The organism is Pseudomonas matsuisoli, assembly GCF_014647635.1.
GTDB lineage: Bacteria > Pseudomonadota > Gammaproteobacteria > Pseudomonadales > Pseudomonadaceae > Pseudomonas_P > Pseudomonas_P matsuisoli.
Map to the genome: position 1 here is coordinate 524,131 of NZ_BMPO01000001.1, position 18,171 is coordinate 542,301.

Here is an 18,171-nt window from a genome sequence, read left to right on the forward strand (position 1 = left end):
GCCTCTTAGGTAGTTCTCTATGCTTCCCTCCCCATGGCGCCCCGACTTCCCAGCACTTTCCGTCATGGAAGCCGCCGGCCTCACCTATCTGGACAGCGCCGCCACTGCGCAAAAACCGCAGTCTGTAATTGATGCGCTCACCGGCTACTACACTGCAGGCACTGCCAACGTGCATCGCGCCGGACATGCCGTGGGCGAACGCGTCACCGAAGCGTTCGAAGCCACGCGAGGTACCGTCGCACGCTGGATGGGCGCAGCCGATCCAGCCGAGATCGTCTTCACGCGTAATGCTACCGAAGCGTTCAACCTAGTCGCCTACGGCCTCGAACACCGGTTCAGCGCGGGGGACGAAATCGTCATCAGCGCGCTCGAGCACCACGCGAATCTATTGCCTTGGCAACAGCTGGCGGCCCGCAGCGGCCTTACCTTGCGCGTGCTGCCGCTTCACGAAAGCGGCCACGTCGATCTGGAGCAAGCAGCAACGGTAATTGGCGACCGCACCCGGCTGCTCGCCGTCAGTCAGCTGTCGAACGTCCTCGGCACCTGGCAACCGGTTCAAGACCTGATCGCACTGGCCAGACAACAGGGTGCACTGACGGTGATTGACGGCGCGCAGGGTGCAGTGCACCAACGCCCTGACGTGCATGCCTTGGGGTGCGATTTCTATGTGTTCTCCGGGCACAAGCTCTATGCCCCGGAAGGTGTTGGCGTGCTCTACGGACGCACCGAAGCGCTGGCGTACCTGCGCCATTGGCAATACGGCGGCGAGATGGTGCGCCATGCGGAATATCACCGCGCCGACTTCAACCCGGCGCCGCTCGGGTTCGAGGCCGGCACACCCGCGATTGGCGCGGTACTTGGGCTCGGCGCGGCGATCGACTATCTCTTCAGGCTCGATCCGGCCGGTGTTCGCGCGCATGAAGCTGCACTCCTGGAAACACTGCTGCGTGGTCTGCGCACACGAGAGGACGTGCAAGTACTGGGCTCGCCGGACGCAGCGCTGGCTTGCTTTACCGTGGCGGATGTTCATGCAACGGATCTTGCCTATGCTTTGAGCGAACAAGGCATCGCGGTACGGGCGGGCCGTCATTGCGCGACGCCGCTCTACCAACACCTTGGCGCCTCCGGTGCCATTCGGGTATCGCTGGCACTCTACAACGACACGGAAGATCTGGACCGTTTCTTCCGTGCACTGGACAAGGCATTGAACCTTCTCAAATGACGCTACCGGCAAACGCTCAGCACGCCCTCGATGCTTTCTCGGCAGCGGAAGGCTGGGAAAATCGCGCGCGGCTGCTGATGCAGTGGGGCGCACAGGCATTGCCGGAGTTACCTGAGGCGCTCCGCGACGAAGCCCACCGCGTGGCGGGTTGCGAAACAGCCGTATGGCTGAACGTCGAAGTGCACGACGAACGACTCCGCCTTCAGGCGGCAAGCGATGCACGGCTGATTCGAGGCTTGCTTGCCGTCTTGATAGCCCGAGTGAACGGGCTGGATCGTGAGGCGTTGAAAGGCATCGATATCCATGCCTGGTTCGACCAGCTCGGGCTGGCGCGCCAGCTCTCTCCGTCACGAACCAACGGCATGAACGCGGTTTGGCAACGCATCCTCACCGCATCTCGTTAGTTCTCAAAAATCAGCAAGACGCCGGCCGAGCGCATCCACGTCGGCCCAATCGGTGAAATCGACGACGTCATTTCGCCCGGTCGGCCCTTTGGTCATCCACATGATGAAGCGAATCATAGTGCGGTCCAGCAGGCCGTATTTGGGGTAATTGATCTTGCCCGCGAATACGTGGAGCAACGTCGGCCGCCAATCGACCTGAGACAAGAACTTGCTGAGATAAGGGTTTGTCTCTGGCGAACGCTTCTCGGCCTTGCGCGCGACGGCATTCACACTGAAGAACGCGGTGGGCCGCTCAGACAACAACTTACGGTGCTTCTCGACGAAGGCGGACAATGCCTTGGAATGCCGGCCATAGCGAATGCTGGCGCCCACCACGATCTTGTCGAACTGCGACAGGTCCAGTTTCGCTTCGTCATCGATGGACGTGACCATCGCCCGATGACCGCACTCTTCGAGTACCGCCTTGAGTCGCTGGCAAATGGTCGCTGTGTGCCCATCAGTAGTGGAATAAACGATCAGAATCGCAGCCATTGCCGAAGTGTCTCGAATGCGGGGGCGCACATAGTGCCTGAGTTGCCGTGAGCCGTGAACCCGCGGCTCTAGAAGGCACCAATGCTGTGCTTGATCGCCTACCCCTTATGGGGTGACTCGTTCGGCGAGCGCTCCGATGGCCGGCGGCTGCCTGCTACCAGCTTCTCCACGGTCTTCGCGGCGGCCGCCATGCCGAACGCAGCCGTTACCATCATCACTGCGCCAAAACCACCGGCGCAGTCGAGCCGGACGCCCTCGCCGACAAAACCCTTCGCCTGACACACCGTTCCGTCCGGCTTGGGATAACGCAGCTGCTCCGTCGAGAACACGCAAGGCACGCTGTAATGCCGTCCCGGCGTGCGGGAAAAGTTGTAGTCTCGCCGCAACAATGAGCGCACCTTGGATGCCAAGGGATCGTTGAAGGTTTTGTTCAAGTCGGCCACGCGAATCTGCGTGGGATCCACCTGCCCGCCCGCACCTCCGGTGCTGACGATGGAGAGCTTGCGCCGTTTGCACCAGGCGATGAGCGCTGCCTTGGACGGTACGCTGTCGATGCAGTCGATCACGCCATCCAGGTTGGGCGTGATGTATTCCGCCATGGTCTCGCGTGTGACGAAATCGCAGACCGTATGGACGGTGCACGCAGGATTGATCGCGCGTAGCCGCTCGGCCATGACGTCGACCTTCGGTTTGCCGACGGTATCCGTTAGCGCATGAACCTGCCGATTGGTGTTTGTGGTGCAGACGTCGTCCAGGTCGTACAGCGATATCTCGCCAACCCCCGAGCGCACCAGGGCTTCAGCCGCCCAGGAACCGACACCCCCAACTCCGACAACCGCAACATGGGCGGCTGCCAGTCGCCGAGCGCCTTCCACTCCATATAAGCGGGCGATACCGCCAAAACGTTGATCATCGAATTGCATTTGTCACTCCCAGCAAGGCCGCCAGTATAAGCCCGCGGAACCGGCCATTTTGCTTTAAGATGGCCGCCTTTTTCAGCTTGCCTTACGGAGCCCCCATGAGTGCCCTGTCGCCCACCCTTGAACTTGCCTGCGACCTGATACGCCGGCCGTCCGTCACGCCGGTCGACGAGGGGTGCCAGGCGCTCATGATGCAACGCTTGAGCGAAGTGGGCTTTACCGTTGAGCCCATGCGTATCGAGGATGTTGATAATTTCTGGGCCATCCGTGGTGGTGAGGGCCCCGTGCTGTGCTTCGCCGGGCACACTGATGTGGTACCAACCGGGCCAGTCGTTTCCTGGGCGCACGGTCCCTTCGACGCCAAGGTCGACGACCAGGGCATGCTTCGCGGACGTGGCGCCGCGGACATGAAAGGCAGCCTCGCCGCCATGGTCGTCGCCGTCGAACGGTTCGTCGTGGCATACCCGCAGCATAAAGGGGCGATCGCTTTCCTCATTACCAGTGACGAAGAAGGCCCCGCCGTCCACGGGACACGCGCCGTCATCGAAAGGCTGGCTGCTCGTCAGCAGCGTCTGGACTGGTGCATCGTCGGGGAACCGTCCAGCACTACGCTGTTGGGCGATGTGGTCAAGAACGGTCGCCGGGGCTCCTTGGGTGGCACCCTCGTGATCAAAGGTGTACAGGGCCACGTCGCCTACCCTCACCTGGCGAAAAACCCGATTCACCTCGCGGCGCCTGCGCTGGCCGAGCTAGCCGCCGAACACTGGGATGACGGCAACGATTTCTTCCCACCGACCAGCTTCCAGATTTCGAACCTGAATGCAGGCACTGGCGCGACCAACGTCGTACCGGGCACGCTGACCGCGCTGTTCAATTTTCGTTTCTCCACCGAGTCCACGGTCGAACAATTGCAGGCAAGAACCCGTGCAATCCTCGATCGCCATGGCTTGAATTACGACGTCGACTGGAGCCTGTCGGGGTTGCCTTTTCTAACTGAACCCGGCGATCTGCTCGATGCAGTGGCGGGCGCAATTGCTGACGTGACCGGCCGTACGACAACGCCGAGTACCAGTGGCGGCACCTCCGATGGCCGCTTCATTGCAACCTTGGGAACCCAAGTCGTCGAACTAGGGCCAGTGAATGCCACGATTCATCAGGTGGACGAGCATGTATTGGCGAGCGATCTCGACCTGTTGACTGACGTCTATTACCAGACCCTGGTCAACCTGCTGGCCTGACCTATGCTGATCTGTCCAATCTGCCGAGAAGCACTGAGCCCTGTCGAGAACGGTGCCGCCTGTACCAACAGTCATCGCTTCGACCGCGCCCGCCAGGGCTACCTGAACCTGCTGCCCGTACAGCACAAGAATAGTCGGGCACCCGGTGATAACAGCGTAATGGTCGAAGCCCGTCGTCGCTATCTGCAGGCAGGCCATTACGCGCCTGTCGCCGAGCGACTCGCCACCATCGTGCGCCGGTACCGACCCTCGACATGGGTGGATATTGGTTGCGGCGAGGGCTACTACACCGGCGCGGTCGCGGCGGAACTCCCCCACCCCGGCACCCAAGGGTATGCCCTCGATATCTCCCGTGAAGCGGTCCGCATCGCCTGCCGTCGCGCGCCCACCCTGGAATGGCTCGTTGCGAGCATGGCACGCATTCCATTGCAGGAGGACAGCTGCGATCTCGCCCTTAGCGTCTTCAGCCCACTGGACTGGCCGGAAGCCAAGCGCATTCTGGCGCCTGGCGGCGGATTGTTGCGTGTGGGCCCGCTCAACGCTCATCTTATTGAACTGCGGGCCATGCTGTACGAGGACGTTCGACCGTACGACGATACCAAGCACCTGGAATCGATCCCCGATGGGATGCGGCTCGAACATAGCGAGACATTGACCTACACACTGCCGCTCCCGCTGGAGCAAAGCCGCGCAGATCTGCTAGCTATGACGCCACATGGCTGGCGGGCCAATGCCGCACGTCGTGCGCACGTCCTCGCCGCCCCCATCGAGGTCACCGTGGCCATGCGCTACGATTGGATCACCCAACAGCGAGATTGAGCCATGCGCCAACCTGACGTTGAAATCTACGTGAAAGAAGCCGACCGTGACGCCGTCACGCAGTGGCTGACGCACGCGCTTGGCCCCTGCACCCCGTGGCAACCTCGCGGCCAAACCTTCAAATGCAGCGCGGGCGCGCTGGCAATCACCTGGTTCCCGAAAGCCGTCGGCAAATGGCATAGCCTCTATATCGAAGGCGAGCAGATACCCTGGGAAACGGACCTTGCATGCGCACGCTCGGCGCATGCGGCGCTAGGGATGCAAATTCGCTGCGCACCTGGCGGCTGGCAGGAACAAGACAGCAACGAGAATGATCGCTGGCTGAAAATCGACAAAGACGGCGAGACCGAGATCATCTGGAAGACAGACTGATCCTGGGACCGCGGGCATGACGTTGTGCCCTCGAATACGGGACTACCGACCGTAGAACCTGTTCACGATCTCGCGAGCTAGAGATAAACGGTGGCGAAAACGGCTGAGACAGCGCACTGGGCTCGCACGCGAGTTTACGTGCTGTAATTAAGCATGCCGAAGATGTTTTCAACGCCGTTTAGCCGACGCGCAGCAGATCGTGAACAGGTTCTAAGAGCGGGACATGGCCGAACATAGACAATGGCCCGCTGGCTTATCAATCACCCAGCGTGAGTGAACGGCGCTAACACGGTATCGCGCCATTGCACATCACGTTCGAGCAACGTCTTCCGCTTGCAGGCCTTTTTGCCCCTGGATCACGGAAAACTCGACCTTCTGGCCTTCAATCAGGGAGCGGTGGCCCTCACCTCGAATGGCGCGGTAGTGCACGAACACGTCCGGACCGCTGTCACGTTGAATGAATCCATATCCCTTGGCGTCATTGAACCACTTGACGGTTCCGAGCTCACGATCAGCCATTACCACATCTCCAACTCGCAATTTTTAGTCGCCCCCAATTGTTTTTAGCGAGGGCATTTACGGTTCGAGGGGGTCTCCAATACCCGTATCACAGTCCTTGTTTGGTCTGGCCTGGATCGGAAAGTGGACGTGCCCTAATCGACCGCTCACGCAGTATAAGGAAACGAACGGGCCTGAAAAGTGCTTTTTCGAATTGACGCAAAGCGCCACGCTGCGCGGCTTCCAGCGTTTTTTAACAAGCTTTTGGAGGTCTCTGATTTAACAGTCGTTTTTCTGCCACAGCTAGCGCGCAAAAAAATCTAAATGAGAATGTAAATTTTCAAGACAACGCCGTTATCGCCCCCTAGTGAGCCACATTTCTGTCCAACGGAAGTCAAACCGCGTGTAGCCTGTCACGCTGCGCGCAACTGTTTTGCCGTTGCGAACGGTCACTAAAACAACGTTGCAGCCATCGCTCCAGATCGAAGCCATCCCATGACTCGCTCTTTCTTATCCCGTTTCTTCTCTACCTGTCTGCGCCGCCTGCTTTTCTTATGGGTTCGCTCGGAAACCATCAATCAGCCATCGCTGAACCTGAAACTGGATCGCACTAAGCCGGTGTTCTACGTGCTCGAGGAGCGGTCTACCAGCGACCTTGCGGTCATTGATTATGAGTGCATCCGGCTTGGCCTGCCGCGCCCCGTTCTGCCCGTGGCAATAGGCGACCAATTGGAACAGCGCGGCTATTTTCCGCTCACGACCGGCCCGGGCTGGTTCGGCGAGCAGCCTGAAGGCCGGCCACCCGCGGTGCTGCTGCGCCTTACCCACGCTGTTGGCCAGCACATCGTCGAAGACATACAAATCGTACCTGTCAGCGTCTTCTGGGGTCAGTCGCCAGACCGGGAAACCAGCCCATGGAAGTTACTGTTCGCCGACAGCTGGGCGGTCACGGGCCGTTTGCGCAAACTCATGCGCATCGCGATTCTGGGTCGCAAAACGCGGGTTCAATTCTCCACGCCGATCCACATCCGAAATCTTGTCGAGCAGGGAAAAGGCCAGGCCCGTACACAACGTCTTGCCCATCGCATTCTGCGCGTGCACTTTCGCAACCTGAAATCCGCCGTGATCGGACCAGACATTTCACACCGGCGCCATCTGGTCAAAGGGTTGATCCGCGCACCGCAAGTACGCGAGGCCATCACCGAGCATGCCACGCGCGAAAATATTTCAGTCGAAAAAGCAGAGCGCAAAGCGCTGGCCTATGGCAATGAGATCGCCTCGGACTTCACCTATACCGTCGTGCGTTTCCTGGAAGTGATGCTGCGTTGGTTCTGGAACCGGATCTACAACGGCATCAAGGTTCATCACCTCGAAGACATGCAGAATGCGACCCACGGGCATGAGGTCGTGTACGTGCCGTGCCATCGTAGCCATATCGATTACCTGCTGCTGTCTTCCGTCTTGTTCCGCCAGGGGTTGACGCCGCCTCATGTCGCTGCCGGTATCAATTTGAACATGCCGATCATCGGCGGGCTGCTCAGACGTGGAGGGGCCTTTTTCATTCGTCGCACCTTCCGCGGTAACCCCCTTTACACCGCGGTATTCAACGAGTACCTACATACGCTGTTTCGTCGAGGCTTCCCGGTCGAATACTTCATCGAGGGAGGCCGGTCCCGCACCGGCCGAACGCTTCGCCCGCGCACCGGGATGCTTTCCATCACGCTGCGCAGCTACCTGCGTTCGTCCCGCACGCCGCTCATGTTCGTACCCGTCTACATTGGCTACGAACGGGTGCTCGAAGGTAGGACTTACCTTGGCGAATTGCGCGGCAAGGAGAAGAAGAAGGAGTCAGTCCTCGACCTGTTCAAGGTGGTGGGCGCGCTCAAGCAAAACTTCGGCAGTGTGTGGTTGAATTTCGGTGAGCCGATCGCGCTGACGACCTATCTCGATCAGCAGCGACCTGGCTGGCGGCAGGAAGAATACGCGCCGCAGTACCGTCCGGATTGGCTGAACGACGTCACCGACCGCCTGGCCGAACGAATCGCCTGCCAAATGAACGAGGCGGCCGCCATCAACCCAGTGAACCTAGTGGCGCTTGCCTTGCTGTCCAGCCATCGCCAGGCACTGGATGAAAAGGCGCTAATAAGGACGTTGGATATGTACCTCGCCCTGTTGCGCGACGTACCGTACTCGAGCCATACCACGCTTCCCGAGGGAACCAGCACGGATCTCATCGCCTATGTTCGAAACATGGGCTTTCTCGCCGAACAAAGTGACACGCTAGGCCGCATTTTCTATCTGGATGAGCAAAACGCTGTCCTGATGACCTACTACCGCAACAATATCTTGCACGTCTTCGCATTGCCCGCCCTGCTAGCGAGCTTCTTCATCAGCAGCGGTCGGATCAGTCGCGAGCAGGTCATGCGCTTTAGCCACGCGCTCTATCCGTACCTGCAATCCGAACTGTTCATTCGCTATCAACCGGAAGAACTGGAGGACCTGATCGACCGCTGGCTGACGGTATTCGTCGACCAGGAGTTGCTCAAGCGTGAGGACGACCTCTATGTGAGGCCCGCGCCCAGCTCGCGCCAATTTGCCCAATTGAACCTGCTGGCGAATGCGATCGTACAAACGTTGCAGCGCTTCTACATGGCGACCTCGCTCCTACTCAATGCGGGTCAGCACAGTTTGTCCGCGGAGGAGCTGGAGAGCCTATCCACGGTGATGGCGCAACGTGTGTCGATCCTTCATGGCTTGAACGCGCCGGAGTTTTTCGACAAGGCGCTGTTCCGCAATTTCATCCAGAAGCTGCTGCAGCAACAGGTCCTGTTCAAGGACGCAGCGGGAAAGCTTGGCTTCCAGGATCAACTCAGCGAAGTGACCGAGAGCGTCGCAAAACGCGTACTGCCCGCTGACCTACGCCTGTCCATTCAGCAGGTTGCGCTGCATCGTGATGAAGACGCGCCGGAGACGATCGCGCCGCGGCAGTGAAACCGCGATGTCTGGCCGCACTCAGGCGCCGAGTCGTTTGCGTGGGTAGATATCGTAGCGGCTGGACTTTCCATCAAGGCTGTAGCCTGGCTTCGGACCCTCAATGCACGGCGCTTTTCGAGCACGCTTGACCACGACGCGATGGCTCGCCAAGTCCAATGCTGCCTCCAGCAGTAGCGGCGCGTCCTGATCATCGCCAACCAGCGGGCGAAACAGCCGCATTTCTTTCTTCACCAGGGCACTCTTGTCGCGGTGCGGAAACATTGGGTCAAGGTGAATGACTTGAGGGGGCTCACCCTTCCAATCCCCCATTACCTGAATCGCGTCGCCTTCCATAAAGACCATGCGAGCCATGACAGCCGCGACGTCTGGTACTTGGCGCGCGCGCACCAATCCATCCACGAGCAAGGCGGCGATTACCGGATGACGTTCGCACAACGTCACGTCACAGCCCAGACACGCCAACACGAATGCATCCCTGCCAAAGCCTGCCGTTGCATCGAGGACGGAGGGCCGTATACCGGGCGCGACACCGATAGCCTTGGCGATCATCTGCCCGCTGCCACCGCCGAACGCGCGGCGATGAGCAACAGCACCCTCGACGAAATCCACACGAATCGGCCCTGGTGCCTTCGGTCCCAACTCCACCAGTTGCAAACCGTGCGCGGTCAGTTGCAAGGCGAAACCTGCCTCGCCACTGTCGACCAACCCAAGACGGCGCGCCAGTTCGATTGCCTGCTCGGCTTGGTCGGCCGCGAGTGCCTCGACCCGAATGCCCCCTAGCGGGCTATCCATCAACATTGTCATCTCTATCCACTAAATTCGACCGAACACCGGCCGATACAGGGACAGGCATTCTGCCAGAGCCGAGCATCTTTCATGGTCGAAATCGTCAAGCAACCCTCTGCCTTGACCGTGGTTACCCACGGCGAGCGTGGGCGGCCGGCCGAAAACCTTGGCGTGAAGGCGTATTTCGACTTCGAGCACCTGCTGGGCCAGCTACGACAACCCAAGCAAACGTCGCAACCAACTGTCGACGAGCCCCAGCCAGTCCAGCGCACCACCGACAGCTTCGAACGGGTGGACTGGCCAAATCACGGCGAGATCGACTTCACCGTGACGAACCTCGACCAGCCGGTTCGGCGGGAGGCCGCATCGTTCGCCAGTGTCATGCCCGACTTGTTCGAGGGCCCATACATCGACGAAACACCGCCTGAAGACGCGTGGTTCGAAAACCGCACACGGCTATCGCTGCTGGGCATTGCGTGAGGCGACTAAGGGCGCGCTGCCTCGCCTGCGCAGAGGGTCTGTCGACGTTTCGCTCGCGGCCGTGAAGGAGCCTAACGGCAAATCCGAGCGCGGCCCATATCCAAATGAAAATGATCGCGATGCGCCGCGTTGTATTCGGGGCCCAACACGGTATTGAAATACGTGCAAGCGGCATCGCGTACTTCACGCAAGAATCGGGCATCGCGGTCATCGCCCTTCCAATCTCTTGCCAGCGTAATGCGCGTGCCGTCTTGCAGACGAAAGCCCGCAATGTCGAACGCATTGGCCGTTGCGTGCTGACTACGGCGTGCGCTGTTGGCAATGTTGCGGCACGAGAAGCTGCCAAAGTGGTCCACCCGCGCAACGGGCTGGCCATAGATGCGCTGGGCGATGGGCTGCATGCCATGCACCTCGAACATGGCATACGCCATCGCCAACGGACACGTCGCGACGAAGCTGCTATTGAACGTAACGCTCGAACCGCTGACGCGTACGGCATTTTCAATCGGACAACCTGCCGCAGGTACACGATCCCGAACACTTTCGAAGCGAAGCGTGGAGGTGGCGAGCGCCTGCTCGCACAGGGCACGGTCGCCTTGGATCCGCCAACGTTTGATGGGGGTCAGCACATTGGGCGGGGCCTGAATGTCCAGCGGCGCCCACGGATTCCACTCAGGCGGCACATCGATCCACTGTCGATAGACAGCAGTAGGCGCGCCGACCAGGATCAGGACAAAGACAAACCAGAAAAGACGGAGCATTCGACACCTTGATGGGGTACGCATCGATAGACCGCTGCGTATCGATCAAAGTGCTCGACCCTAGAGCAGCCCGAGCTGCTCCGCTTCCACTACAGCGACCGGCAGCGCAGGCAAGCCAGGTAACCGTCCCATGAGCATGGCGTGAAAGCGAAAGGCTTGAGCCGCGGCGTTTCGATTGTCCGGTGTGTGCAGGTACACATGTGGTCGCTTGCCCTGCTCGATCCATTCTGCGACCTTCTCGACCCATGGGCGCAGAAACGCATCGTTCTCTGACAGCGCGTTTCCGCCGATGAAGCGCACCTGCGGCTCGTCAGTGAGCGCCGCCGCGCGGATGGGCAAACGAGGCTTGCGCGCCTGCGCCTCAAGGACAAAAGGGTCACGCGATGTGCATTGAAATACCGCACGGGTATCGAACGCGATCCGCTCCACGCCACGATCGAGCAGCAAGCGGTTCAACCGCCGCTCGTCCTCGCCTTTATCGAAAAAGCCGAGGTGACGCACCTCGACCGCAGTACGAATGTGGGAAAAAGCGTCGAGCCAAGCGATGAGTTCCGGCAGCCGTTCCGGGCCAAAATTCTGCGGCAATTGCAGCCAGAGCGGCGTTAACCGTGCGCCGAGCGGACGCAGTAGCGCCAGAAAGGTCTCGGTATCTTCGAATCTCGCACGCAGGTCCCCGTTATGGCTGATGTCCCGATTACATTTCGCACAGAAGCGGAAATGCGCGGGCATGCTCTCTGCCCAGCGGGCAACCGTTGCGGCTGCGGGTCTCGCATAGAAGGTGGTATTGCCTTCGACGCCATTGAAAGTCGCGCAATATCGCTTGAGCAAGTCGGGTTCGTTTTCGTCACCGGCCAGAAGTGGCCGCCAGGCTGGCTCGCTCCAGGACGGGCAACCCAGCACGTAAGGCAGGTCAGACATTCGCGCTTAACAGGGTATAGGGGCGTCGGGCGATAGTCACAAGACGGGATGCATCACGCGTACAGGTCGAGACCGACAACCTCGTCAGCATCGAGATTTCGAACCATGTTGGCGGTACTGCCGTAGCTGGCCAACGCTTGTGCGGCTTTAGCCGAGACCGGCTGCTGGTAACGTTCGGCGATATCGGCGTATCGGGCAGGCAAATATTCAGCGTGGGTAGCGTCTCGATCGCTCGGCGCTTCGACTTCACGGTAGCTTGCAGTGGCAGACGAAGGGCTGTCATCGGCGGGCGCGCCGCTCTGGACGTCCTCGACCGGCTTTACCTCGCGATAGGACGTACCGACCGTGCTCGGCCGAGCAGGTCTGTCCAGAGGATAGGCGGAGGAGAAACTGTCGATGCGCATAAAAAGGGCCCTCGAGGCGTCGCGCAACTCTAGCGAGTCGCCTGATGCTTAGCAATCTGGCATCGAGCACCCACGACAAAAGGCGACGGAGTGCGCTCGATATCAAATAGACGGTCTACAGAGACCGCCAGTTCCGCCGAGCGGACTGATACGTCATCAGGCGCGGTCAGGTTTTTTTCGGGGTCGCGACATTGTCCCGCAGGTAAATTGGCTGGGCAGATTCTGCAGGTAACGCCTCGCCTCGCGCCCATGCGTTGGCGGCTAATGTCAGCATGTCCTGCGCATGGGGCAACAGGTCTGCCAGGATCGAGCGCGGCGCGTGCGGAATACGGTCAGCGTAGCCCCAGCCGGTCCCGGCGCCTGACCACTCGGAATCGCTCCAATGCGGCAGAGGTACTTGCTCCGGCGGCAGTACAGCCTCCCGCCCAACCAGACGCATTTCGCCATGACTGTGCTCGTAGCAACCCCAGTACACCTCGTCCATGCGCGCATCGATGGCGACCGCAACGCGCGTCGTACTCGTCTCGCGGTAAGCCCGCTGAGCGATGACCGCAAGATCGGAAACTGGAAGAACAGGCCGGTCGAGGGCGAAGGCAAGCCCCTGGACGACCCCGATCGCGATACGCACGCCGGTGAACGCTCCTGGCCCGCGGCCGAATGCAATGGCGTCGATATCGCTCGCTGTCAGTCCTGCTTCGTCTAGCAGCTCTTGCACCATTGGCAGCACACGCTGGGCATGCAGACGCGGGATCACGTCATAGCGACTCAGCACGGCGCCGTCACGCAAGAGCGCCACGGAGCAAGCTTCGGTTGCGGTATCTAAAGCCAACAGGACAGTCATGGAATCAACGCTACAGGATGGATCGACGGGGCGGCATTAAAGCGGGTTGCGGCGACATTTTCCACTGGGCTAGAACGAGAAACGGCCCGCAAGCGGGCCGTTCGGATCAACCCACGCGATCAGCTGAGCGCGCTGAACACCTTGGCCGTGATCTCTTCTACGCTGCCAACGCCTTCGACGCGGGTGTACTTAGGCGTGCCCTGCGCGGCAGCCATCTCCTTGTAGAAGGCTACGAGCGGCAGCGTCTGGGAATGGTAGACCGAAAGTCGATGACGAACCGTATCTTCATGATCGTCCGCACGCTGGACCAGATCCTCGCCCGTCTCGTCGTCCTTGCCTTCGACCTTCGGCGGCTGATGGACGATGTGGTATACGCGACCGGACCCTGGGTGCACACGACGACCGCCGATGCGGCTCACGATCTCTTCGTCCTCGACCGCGATCTCCACGACGTGGTCGATACCGACACCTGCGTCGCGCAGCGCTTCGGCCTGAGGAATCGTCCGCGGGAATCCGTCGAACAGGAAACCCTTGGCGCAGTCCGGCTGGGTGATCCGCTCTTTGATGAGATCGATGATGATGTCGTCGGAAACAAGACCGCCGCTATCCATTACGCCTTTGACCTTGAGGCCGAGCGGGCTGCCCGCCTTGACGGCAGCGCGCAGCATGTCGCCTGTGGAAATCTGGGGGATACCGAACTTGCGAGTGATGAATCCCGCCTGTGTACCTTTGCCCGCGCCTGGGGCTCCCAACAGAATCACGCGCATGTCTGTGCTCCTCACATTATTGTTACAACTCTGGATTCGCCACGTAGCAAGCTGTTTGGGCCAATCTTGTTGTCGGCTCCCGCATCGCTGCAAGCCTCGAATGGCCTGGCAGGAAGCGGCAAAAAGGCTGATCAAGATACACAGCGCACCTAGGGCACACAAGCCGTCGAAAGTCGCATCCTTCGGGTATTGGCCACCCGCCCTGCGGTAGCCCGCTAGCCACGTGAGGTCAAGACAGCGACTGCGGCAATCAGTCGCGCGTGCAGGCGGTACGCAACGAGCGAAGCGGAATTACCGCATGCGAGATGGAGTCGGAATGACATGCCCGAGCGTTGCGTCGCCCCCGTCGGCAACGCCGCATGCGATAGCACACCGATCCGTACAGGAGAAACCAATGAAAATCCGTGAGCTTACTCAGCATTGGGAAGAGAGTTCCCGCGCGCAGTCGACGGCGCATACGTACAGCTTGCGTCTCGATATCGAATCTGCAGCGCGCATCGAAGCGTTGTGCGAGCTGTATCCAAGCCGGACACGCGAAGCCCTGCTGGCCGAGCTCGTTCAATCCGCGTTGGAAGAACTCGAAGAGAGCTTTCCCTATGTCGAAGGGGACAACGTGCAATCGCGAGACGAGATGGGCGACCCAATGTACGAGGACGTCGGCCTGACGCCCCGCTTTCTGGAATTGTCTCGCAAACATTTGCACCGTCTACAACAAGCGAAATGACCCCGACAGCGTCTGGAACTTGACTGAGCGATCAGGCGCCGCGGAAATATTTTGAACCCTTGAAACGCGCTTTTAGTCACAAAAACTAGCTGGCCAAGACTCCTGGTCACACTCGCATGGTGGATACATCAGCCCATAGGGACATGGAGTCGCGGATTGAACCGGCACGTTTTCGACTGACATCTGGAGAACGCAAGATGAAAGCAATGACCAATCCCGCATCAGGATCCGGACTGCGGAATCTGAAGATGGCGACACTGGCAATCGGCAGTGCATTTTTGATTGCGGGCTGCGCTGGGAACCCACCGACCGAGCAATTCGCATTGACCGAATCCGCAATCAACCGAGCCGTTAGCGCGGATGCCACGCAATACTCGGCGGTCGAAATGAAGTCCGCACAGGACAAGTGGAAAAAAGCGGAAATGGCGATGCATGACGAGGAATTCGACAAAGCACGCAAGCTTGCTGAGCAAGCGGAATGGGACGCACGCCTGGCAGAGCGTAAAGCCATGGCCGCCAAGGCTGAGAAAGCGGTAAGTGACGCCGAACAAGGCATTCGTGAACTGCGTGACGAAGGCATGCGTTCGGCCCAGTAAGCCGAACCTTTAGTGTTTTCCCAGGAACAAGGATTTACTCAATGAAAAAGACCATCTTCCTGCCTACTTTGCTCGCCATGGCTATTGGCTTGAGCGCCTGTGCAACCAAGCCCAACCCTGATCTGGACACTGCTCGCTCGAACTTCGAAACGCTGCAGACCAATCCCCAAGCCACCCAGATCGCTGCGCTCGAAACCAAAGATGCGAACGACGCTTTGGACAAAGCCGAGAAAGCTTTCCGTGATGGCGAAGATCGCGAGAAGGTCAGCCAGCTGGCATACCTTGCTAACCAGCGTGTGAACGTCGCGAAGCAGACCATCGCCCTTCGTGCCGCAGAGCAGCGTCTGCAGGGCGTATCCGCTGAACGTGCCCAGGCGCGCCTGGATGCTCGTGATGCGCAGATCAAGAAACTGCAAGAGCAGATGAACGCCAAGCAAACCGACCGCGGCACCGTGGTCACTTTTGGCGACGTCCTGTTCGACCTGAACCGCTCCGAGCTCAAGCCGGGTGGAATGCGCAACGTGCAGCAGCTTTCCCAGTTCCTGCAGGAAAACTCAGAGCGTAAGGTCATCATCGAAGGCCACACCGACAGCACCGGGTCCGACTCCTATAACCAGTCGTTGTCCGAGCGCCGTGCGATGTCGGTCAAGAGCGCACTGGTCCGCATGGGCGTCGACCCATCGCGTCTTGTCACGCAGGGTTACGGTAAGGAATACCCAATTGCCGATAACTCCAGCGCCGCCGGTCGTGCGCAGAACCGCCGTGTAGAGGTCACGATCTCTAACGACGCCAACCCAGTCGCGCCACGCCAAATGGGGCGCTAAGCGCTTCTGGTGACAAAAAACCCAGCTTCGGCTGGGTTTTTTTGGCGTCGCTAAAAAGCGATCGCCAGCAAGCTGGCTCCTACGTATTGCGGGCTATCTCCAAGCTCTGATTCACACTTTTAAGATTCGAGCAACCGGATGGCAACCCGGTCTCCGGCCCTATAGCTGTCGATTATTGGCAGGCCTGGATCTAGCGGCGCGCGAATTCGTAGCGGGGGTGGCACCCGCATGCCCCCGCTCGATCGGCAGCAGATAAGTGCTGTCCAGCCCCATACGCATGCCCTCCAGATTCGGGAAGCCGGGTTACACCCGGTCTACGGCCCTATAGCCGCCGACTATTGGCAGGCCCGGGTCTAGCGGCGCACGAATTCGTAGCGCGGGTGGCAACCCGCATGCCCCCGCTCGATCGGCAGCAGATGCAGCTGTCCGGCCTCCATACTTATGCCCTCCAGATTCGGGAAGCCGGGTTACACCCGGTCTACGGCCCTATAGCCGCCGACTATTGACAGGCCCGGGTCTAGCGGCGCACGAATTCGTAGCGCGGGTGGCAACACGCATGCCCCCGCTCGATCGGCAGCAGATAAGTGCTGTCCAGCCCCATACGCATGCCCTCCAGATTCGGGAAGCCTGGTTACACCCGGTCTACGGTCGGATTGCCCACAACCTGATCGCTCTTATCCATCATTCAGACGATATTCGCGTAATCCGCCTCAATGCGGTCCAAGCTAAGGTGATTGAGGAAGTTCGAAAAACACATCCACGCAGACAACGCATTCAGGTCACGGAATTGCGCCGGTAGATACCGCGGCGGCACCACCAGCCCCTCCTCCACCAGGTTGCCCAACGTTCGCATGTCCTCGAGCGTCGTCTTGCCGCAGAACAGCAAAGGAATCTGCTCCAGCTTGCCCTTCTTCACCGCCAACTGGATGTAGTTGTAGATCAGGATAAACCCCTTGAGGTAGGAGAGATCCTTGGTGAAAGGCAAACCATTCGCGCTGGACCCGCGGAAAACACGGCTCGCATTGGTATAGCTTTCTTCCATGGCGTAGCCCTGTTCGCGGTAGAAGCTGAACACATCGAGAAAGTCCGCGCCCTCTTCCGCCAGGTGAATGGCACGCGTCCGATTAGTGAGCTTGCGCAGACGCGTCGGGTAAGACGCGAACGCGATCACCTCCATCAATATGGCCAGACCTTCCTGAGTGACCGTTGACGACGGGGGGCCTTTCGCCAAGAAGGTGCATATCGGCTGGTTCTGGCCATTGAGCGTGGTGCCGACATGGACGAGCCCTTCGTGCACTTCCAAGGCGCGCACGTCTCGCTCATTGAACATCGCATCTGCACGAACCTTGATGTAATCGGCGCCCGCAGCGGCATCCGCAACGATCCCGTCCGACTCGAATACACGGATAACCCCTTCACCTTCACCGAACACCAGGTCCAAACGCGTTTGTAGCAGGGCAACCGCGTCTTTCGCGGTCAGCGTTTTCGGCTCGTCCTGCAAGTCGCCACGGTCGGCAATTTTGTTTAGGTAACCCGACAGCATGAGCCCAAGATCAGCCAGGGTCGGATCACCGGCATGAAACGCATCGGTCGCTGCGCCGTAGAGCTCTTGCGAAATCAAACCGAAGTCATTGGTACCCCGGGCTTCCAGCATCCGGATGACCATGCGGTATTCACGACACATCCGGCGCATGATCTGTCCGACCGGGTTGAACTGGCCAAGCTGGCGCGTAACGTCGCGTTCGATGTCCTGAAATTCCTGCTTTTTCGCAGAGGCATCGAATGCCAGCGGACGCGCATCGTAAAAGGCGCGATCTACCTTCGGCAGCTCCCTACCCTTGGCGGCCAGGAAGTCGCGCTTGATGGCGTCGTCCCATTTGATGGCGTCCAACACCCGAATCGGAGTTTGCGCGTCGACGATGCGGTCGGACAGCGCCCGAACGATGAGTTGATAGTCGTCGAGTTTTTTCTGCATGTTCATGGTGGTCTCGGAACCGAAGGCATCGCCTACATAGTAGCGTTTCGAAAAGATCAGGTGTGTCGAGGTAAACGCGATCGCCCATGAATGGGCG

The 18,171-nt window shown here is 59.7% G+C and carries 20 protein-coding genes; 10 read left to right on the plus strand and 10 right to left on the minus strand.

All coding sequences use genetic code 11. The features are described 5' to 3' along the window. Nucleotides 1–19: 19 nt before the first annotated feature. A complete protein-coding gene (locus tag IEY47_RS02430; protein ID WP_188981537.1) occupies nt 20–1,222 on the plus strand; it encodes an aminotransferase class V-fold PLP-dependent enzyme in 1,203 nt (400 codons plus the stop codon). Next, nucleotides 1,219–1,626, plus strand: coding sequence for a SufE family protein (locus IEY47_RS02435; protein WP_188981538.1), 408 nt, complete (start codon nt 1,219–1,221; stop codon nt 1,624–1,626). Before IEY47_RS02430 ends, IEY47_RS02435 begins: the two co-directional genes overlap by 4 nt. Before the next feature lie 3 nt (nt 1,627–1,629). Here the strand turns inward: IEY47_RS02435 and hemG are convergent, their stop codons facing one another. Then, nucleotides 1,630–2,157, minus strand: coding sequence for a menaquinone-dependent protoporphyrinogen IX dehydrogenase (gene hemG, locus IEY47_RS02440; protein ID WP_188981539.1), 528 nt, complete (start codon nt 2,155–2,157; stop codon nt 1,630–1,632). A gap of 98 nt (nt 2,158–2,255) precedes the next feature. Then, nucleotides 2,256–3,080, minus strand: a complete 825-nt coding sequence (gene tcdA, locus IEY47_RS02445) for a tRNA cyclic N6-threonylcarbamoyladenosine(37) synthase TcdA (protein ID WP_188981540.1) — start codon at nt 3,078–3,080, stop codon at nt 2,256–2,258. Nucleotides 3,081–3,139: 59 nt separating this feature from the next. Between tcdA and dapE the strand changes: the two genes are divergently transcribed. Genes dapE through IEY47_RS02460 form a run of 3 tightly spaced genes read left to right on the plus strand, consistent with a single transcriptional unit; the run spans nt 3,140 to nt 5,506 of the window. Further along, nucleotides 3,140–4,315 (plus strand): succinyl-diaminopimelate desuccinylase, encoded by a 1,176-nt coding sequence (gene dapE / locus IEY47_RS02450; protein ID WP_373293500.1) that lies wholly within the window; start codon nt 3,140–3,142, stop codon nt 4,313–4,315. Between the two features lie 3 nt (nt 4,316–4,318). Then, a complete protein-coding gene (locus IEY47_RS02455) occupies nt 4,319–5,134 on the plus strand; it encodes a putative RNA methyltransferase (RefSeq protein WP_188981542.1) in 816 nt (271 codons plus the stop codon). 3 nt (nt 5,135–5,137) lie between these two features. Continuing rightward, nucleotides 5,138–5,506 carry a hypothetical protein gene (locus IEY47_RS02460; RefSeq protein WP_188981543.1) on the plus strand — a complete coding sequence of 123 codons (369 nt, stop codon included), beginning with the start codon at nt 5,138–5,140 and terminating at the stop codon, nt 5,504–5,506. A gap of 309 nt (nt 5,507–5,815) precedes the next feature. Here IEY47_RS02460 and IEY47_RS02465 read toward each other — a convergent pair whose 3' ends face one another. After that, nucleotides 5,816–6,025 (minus strand): cold-shock protein, encoded by a 210-nt coding sequence (locus IEY47_RS02465; protein ID WP_188981544.1) that lies wholly within the window; start codon nt 6,023–6,025, stop codon nt 5,816–5,818. 474 nt (nt 6,026–6,499) lie between these two features. On the opposite strand from IEY47_RS02465, the gene plsB reads away from it, so the two are divergent. Continuing rightward, entirely contained in the window at nt 6,500–8,995 is a 2,496-nt protein-coding gene (gene plsB, locus IEY47_RS02470) for a glycerol-3-phosphate 1-O-acyltransferase PlsB (protein WP_188981545.1), read from the plus strand. Nucleotides 8,996–9,016: 21 nt separating this feature from the next. On the opposite strand, the gene IEY47_RS02475 is transcribed toward plsB, so the two are convergent. Beyond that, on the minus strand, nt 9,017–9,790 hold the full coding sequence (locus IEY47_RS02475) for a class I SAM-dependent methyltransferase (RefSeq protein WP_188981784.1): 774 nt from the start codon (nt 9,788–9,790) through the stop codon (nt 9,017–9,019). An 84-nt stretch (nt 9,791–9,874) separates the two neighbouring features. On the opposite strand from IEY47_RS02475, the gene IEY47_RS02480 reads away from it, so the two are divergent. Then, a complete protein-coding gene (locus tag IEY47_RS02480) occupies nt 9,875–10,264 on the plus strand; it encodes a hypothetical protein (protein ID WP_188981546.1) in 390 nt (129 codons plus the stop codon). Between the two features lie 71 nt (nt 10,265–10,335). On the opposite strand, the gene IEY47_RS02485 is transcribed toward IEY47_RS02480, so the two are convergent. The 5 genes from IEY47_RS02485 to adk form a co-directional block, all read right to left on the minus strand. Then, nucleotides 10,336–11,025: an extensin-like domain-containing protein gene (locus IEY47_RS02485; RefSeq protein WP_188981547.1), complete on the minus strand. Its 690-nt coding sequence runs from the start codon at nt 11,023–11,025 to the stop codon at nt 10,336–10,338. Between the two features lie 60 nt (nt 11,026–11,085). Then, nucleotides 11,086–11,943, minus strand: coding sequence for a DUF72 domain-containing protein (locus IEY47_RS02490; RefSeq protein ID WP_188981548.1), 858 nt, complete (start codon nt 11,941–11,943; stop codon nt 11,086–11,088). Between the two features lie 53 nt (nt 11,944–11,996). Continuing rightward, nucleotides 11,997–12,347: a hypothetical protein gene (locus tag IEY47_RS02495; protein ID WP_188981549.1), complete on the minus strand. Its 351-nt coding sequence runs from the start codon at nt 12,345–12,347 to the stop codon at nt 11,997–11,999. 166 nt (nt 12,348–12,513) lie between these two features. After that, nucleotides 12,514–13,188: a tRNA (adenosine(37)-N6)-threonylcarbamoyltransferase complex dimerization subunit type 1 TsaB gene (gene tsaB / locus IEY47_RS02500; RefSeq protein ID WP_188981550.1), complete on the minus strand. Its 675-nt coding sequence runs from the start codon at nt 13,186–13,188 to the stop codon at nt 12,514–12,516. A gap of 119 nt (nt 13,189–13,307) precedes the next feature. After that, nucleotides 13,308–13,955: an adenylate kinase gene (gene adk / locus IEY47_RS02505; protein WP_188981551.1), complete on the minus strand. Its 648-nt coding sequence runs from the start codon at nt 13,953–13,955 to the stop codon at nt 13,308–13,310. Nucleotides 13,956–14,349: 394 nt separating this feature from the next. On the opposite strand from adk, the gene IEY47_RS02510 reads away from it, so the two are divergent. The 3 genes from IEY47_RS02510 to lptF all read left to right on the plus strand — a co-directional run bounded on the left by IEY47_RS02510 (nt 14,350) and on the right by lptF (nt 16,099). Continuing rightward, complete coding sequence (locus IEY47_RS02510; protein ID WP_188981552.1) at nt 14,350–14,679, plus strand: pilin assembly protein; 330 nt, start codon at nt 14,350–14,352, stop codon at nt 14,677–14,679. Between the two features lie 197 nt (nt 14,680–14,876). Continuing rightward, entirely contained in the window at nt 14,877–15,275 is a 399-nt protein-coding gene (locus IEY47_RS02515; RefSeq protein WP_188981553.1) for a DUF4398 domain-containing protein, read from the plus strand. Nucleotides 15,276–15,316: 41 nt separating this feature from the next. Beyond that, nucleotides 15,317–16,099 (plus strand): lipotoxin F family OmpA-related lipoprotein LptF, encoded by a 783-nt coding sequence (lptF, locus tag IEY47_RS02520; protein ID WP_188981554.1) that lies wholly within the window; start codon nt 15,317–15,319, stop codon nt 16,097–16,099. Between the two features lie 685 nt (nt 16,100–16,784). Here lptF and IEY47_RS02525 read toward each other — a convergent pair. Next, nucleotides 16,785–18,080 (minus strand): flavohemoglobin expression-modulating QEGLA motif protein, encoded by a 1,296-nt coding sequence (locus IEY47_RS02525; RefSeq protein ID WP_188981555.1) that lies wholly within the window; start codon nt 18,078–18,080, stop codon nt 16,785–16,787. Between the last annotated feature and the right edge of the window lie 91 nt (nt 18,081–18,171).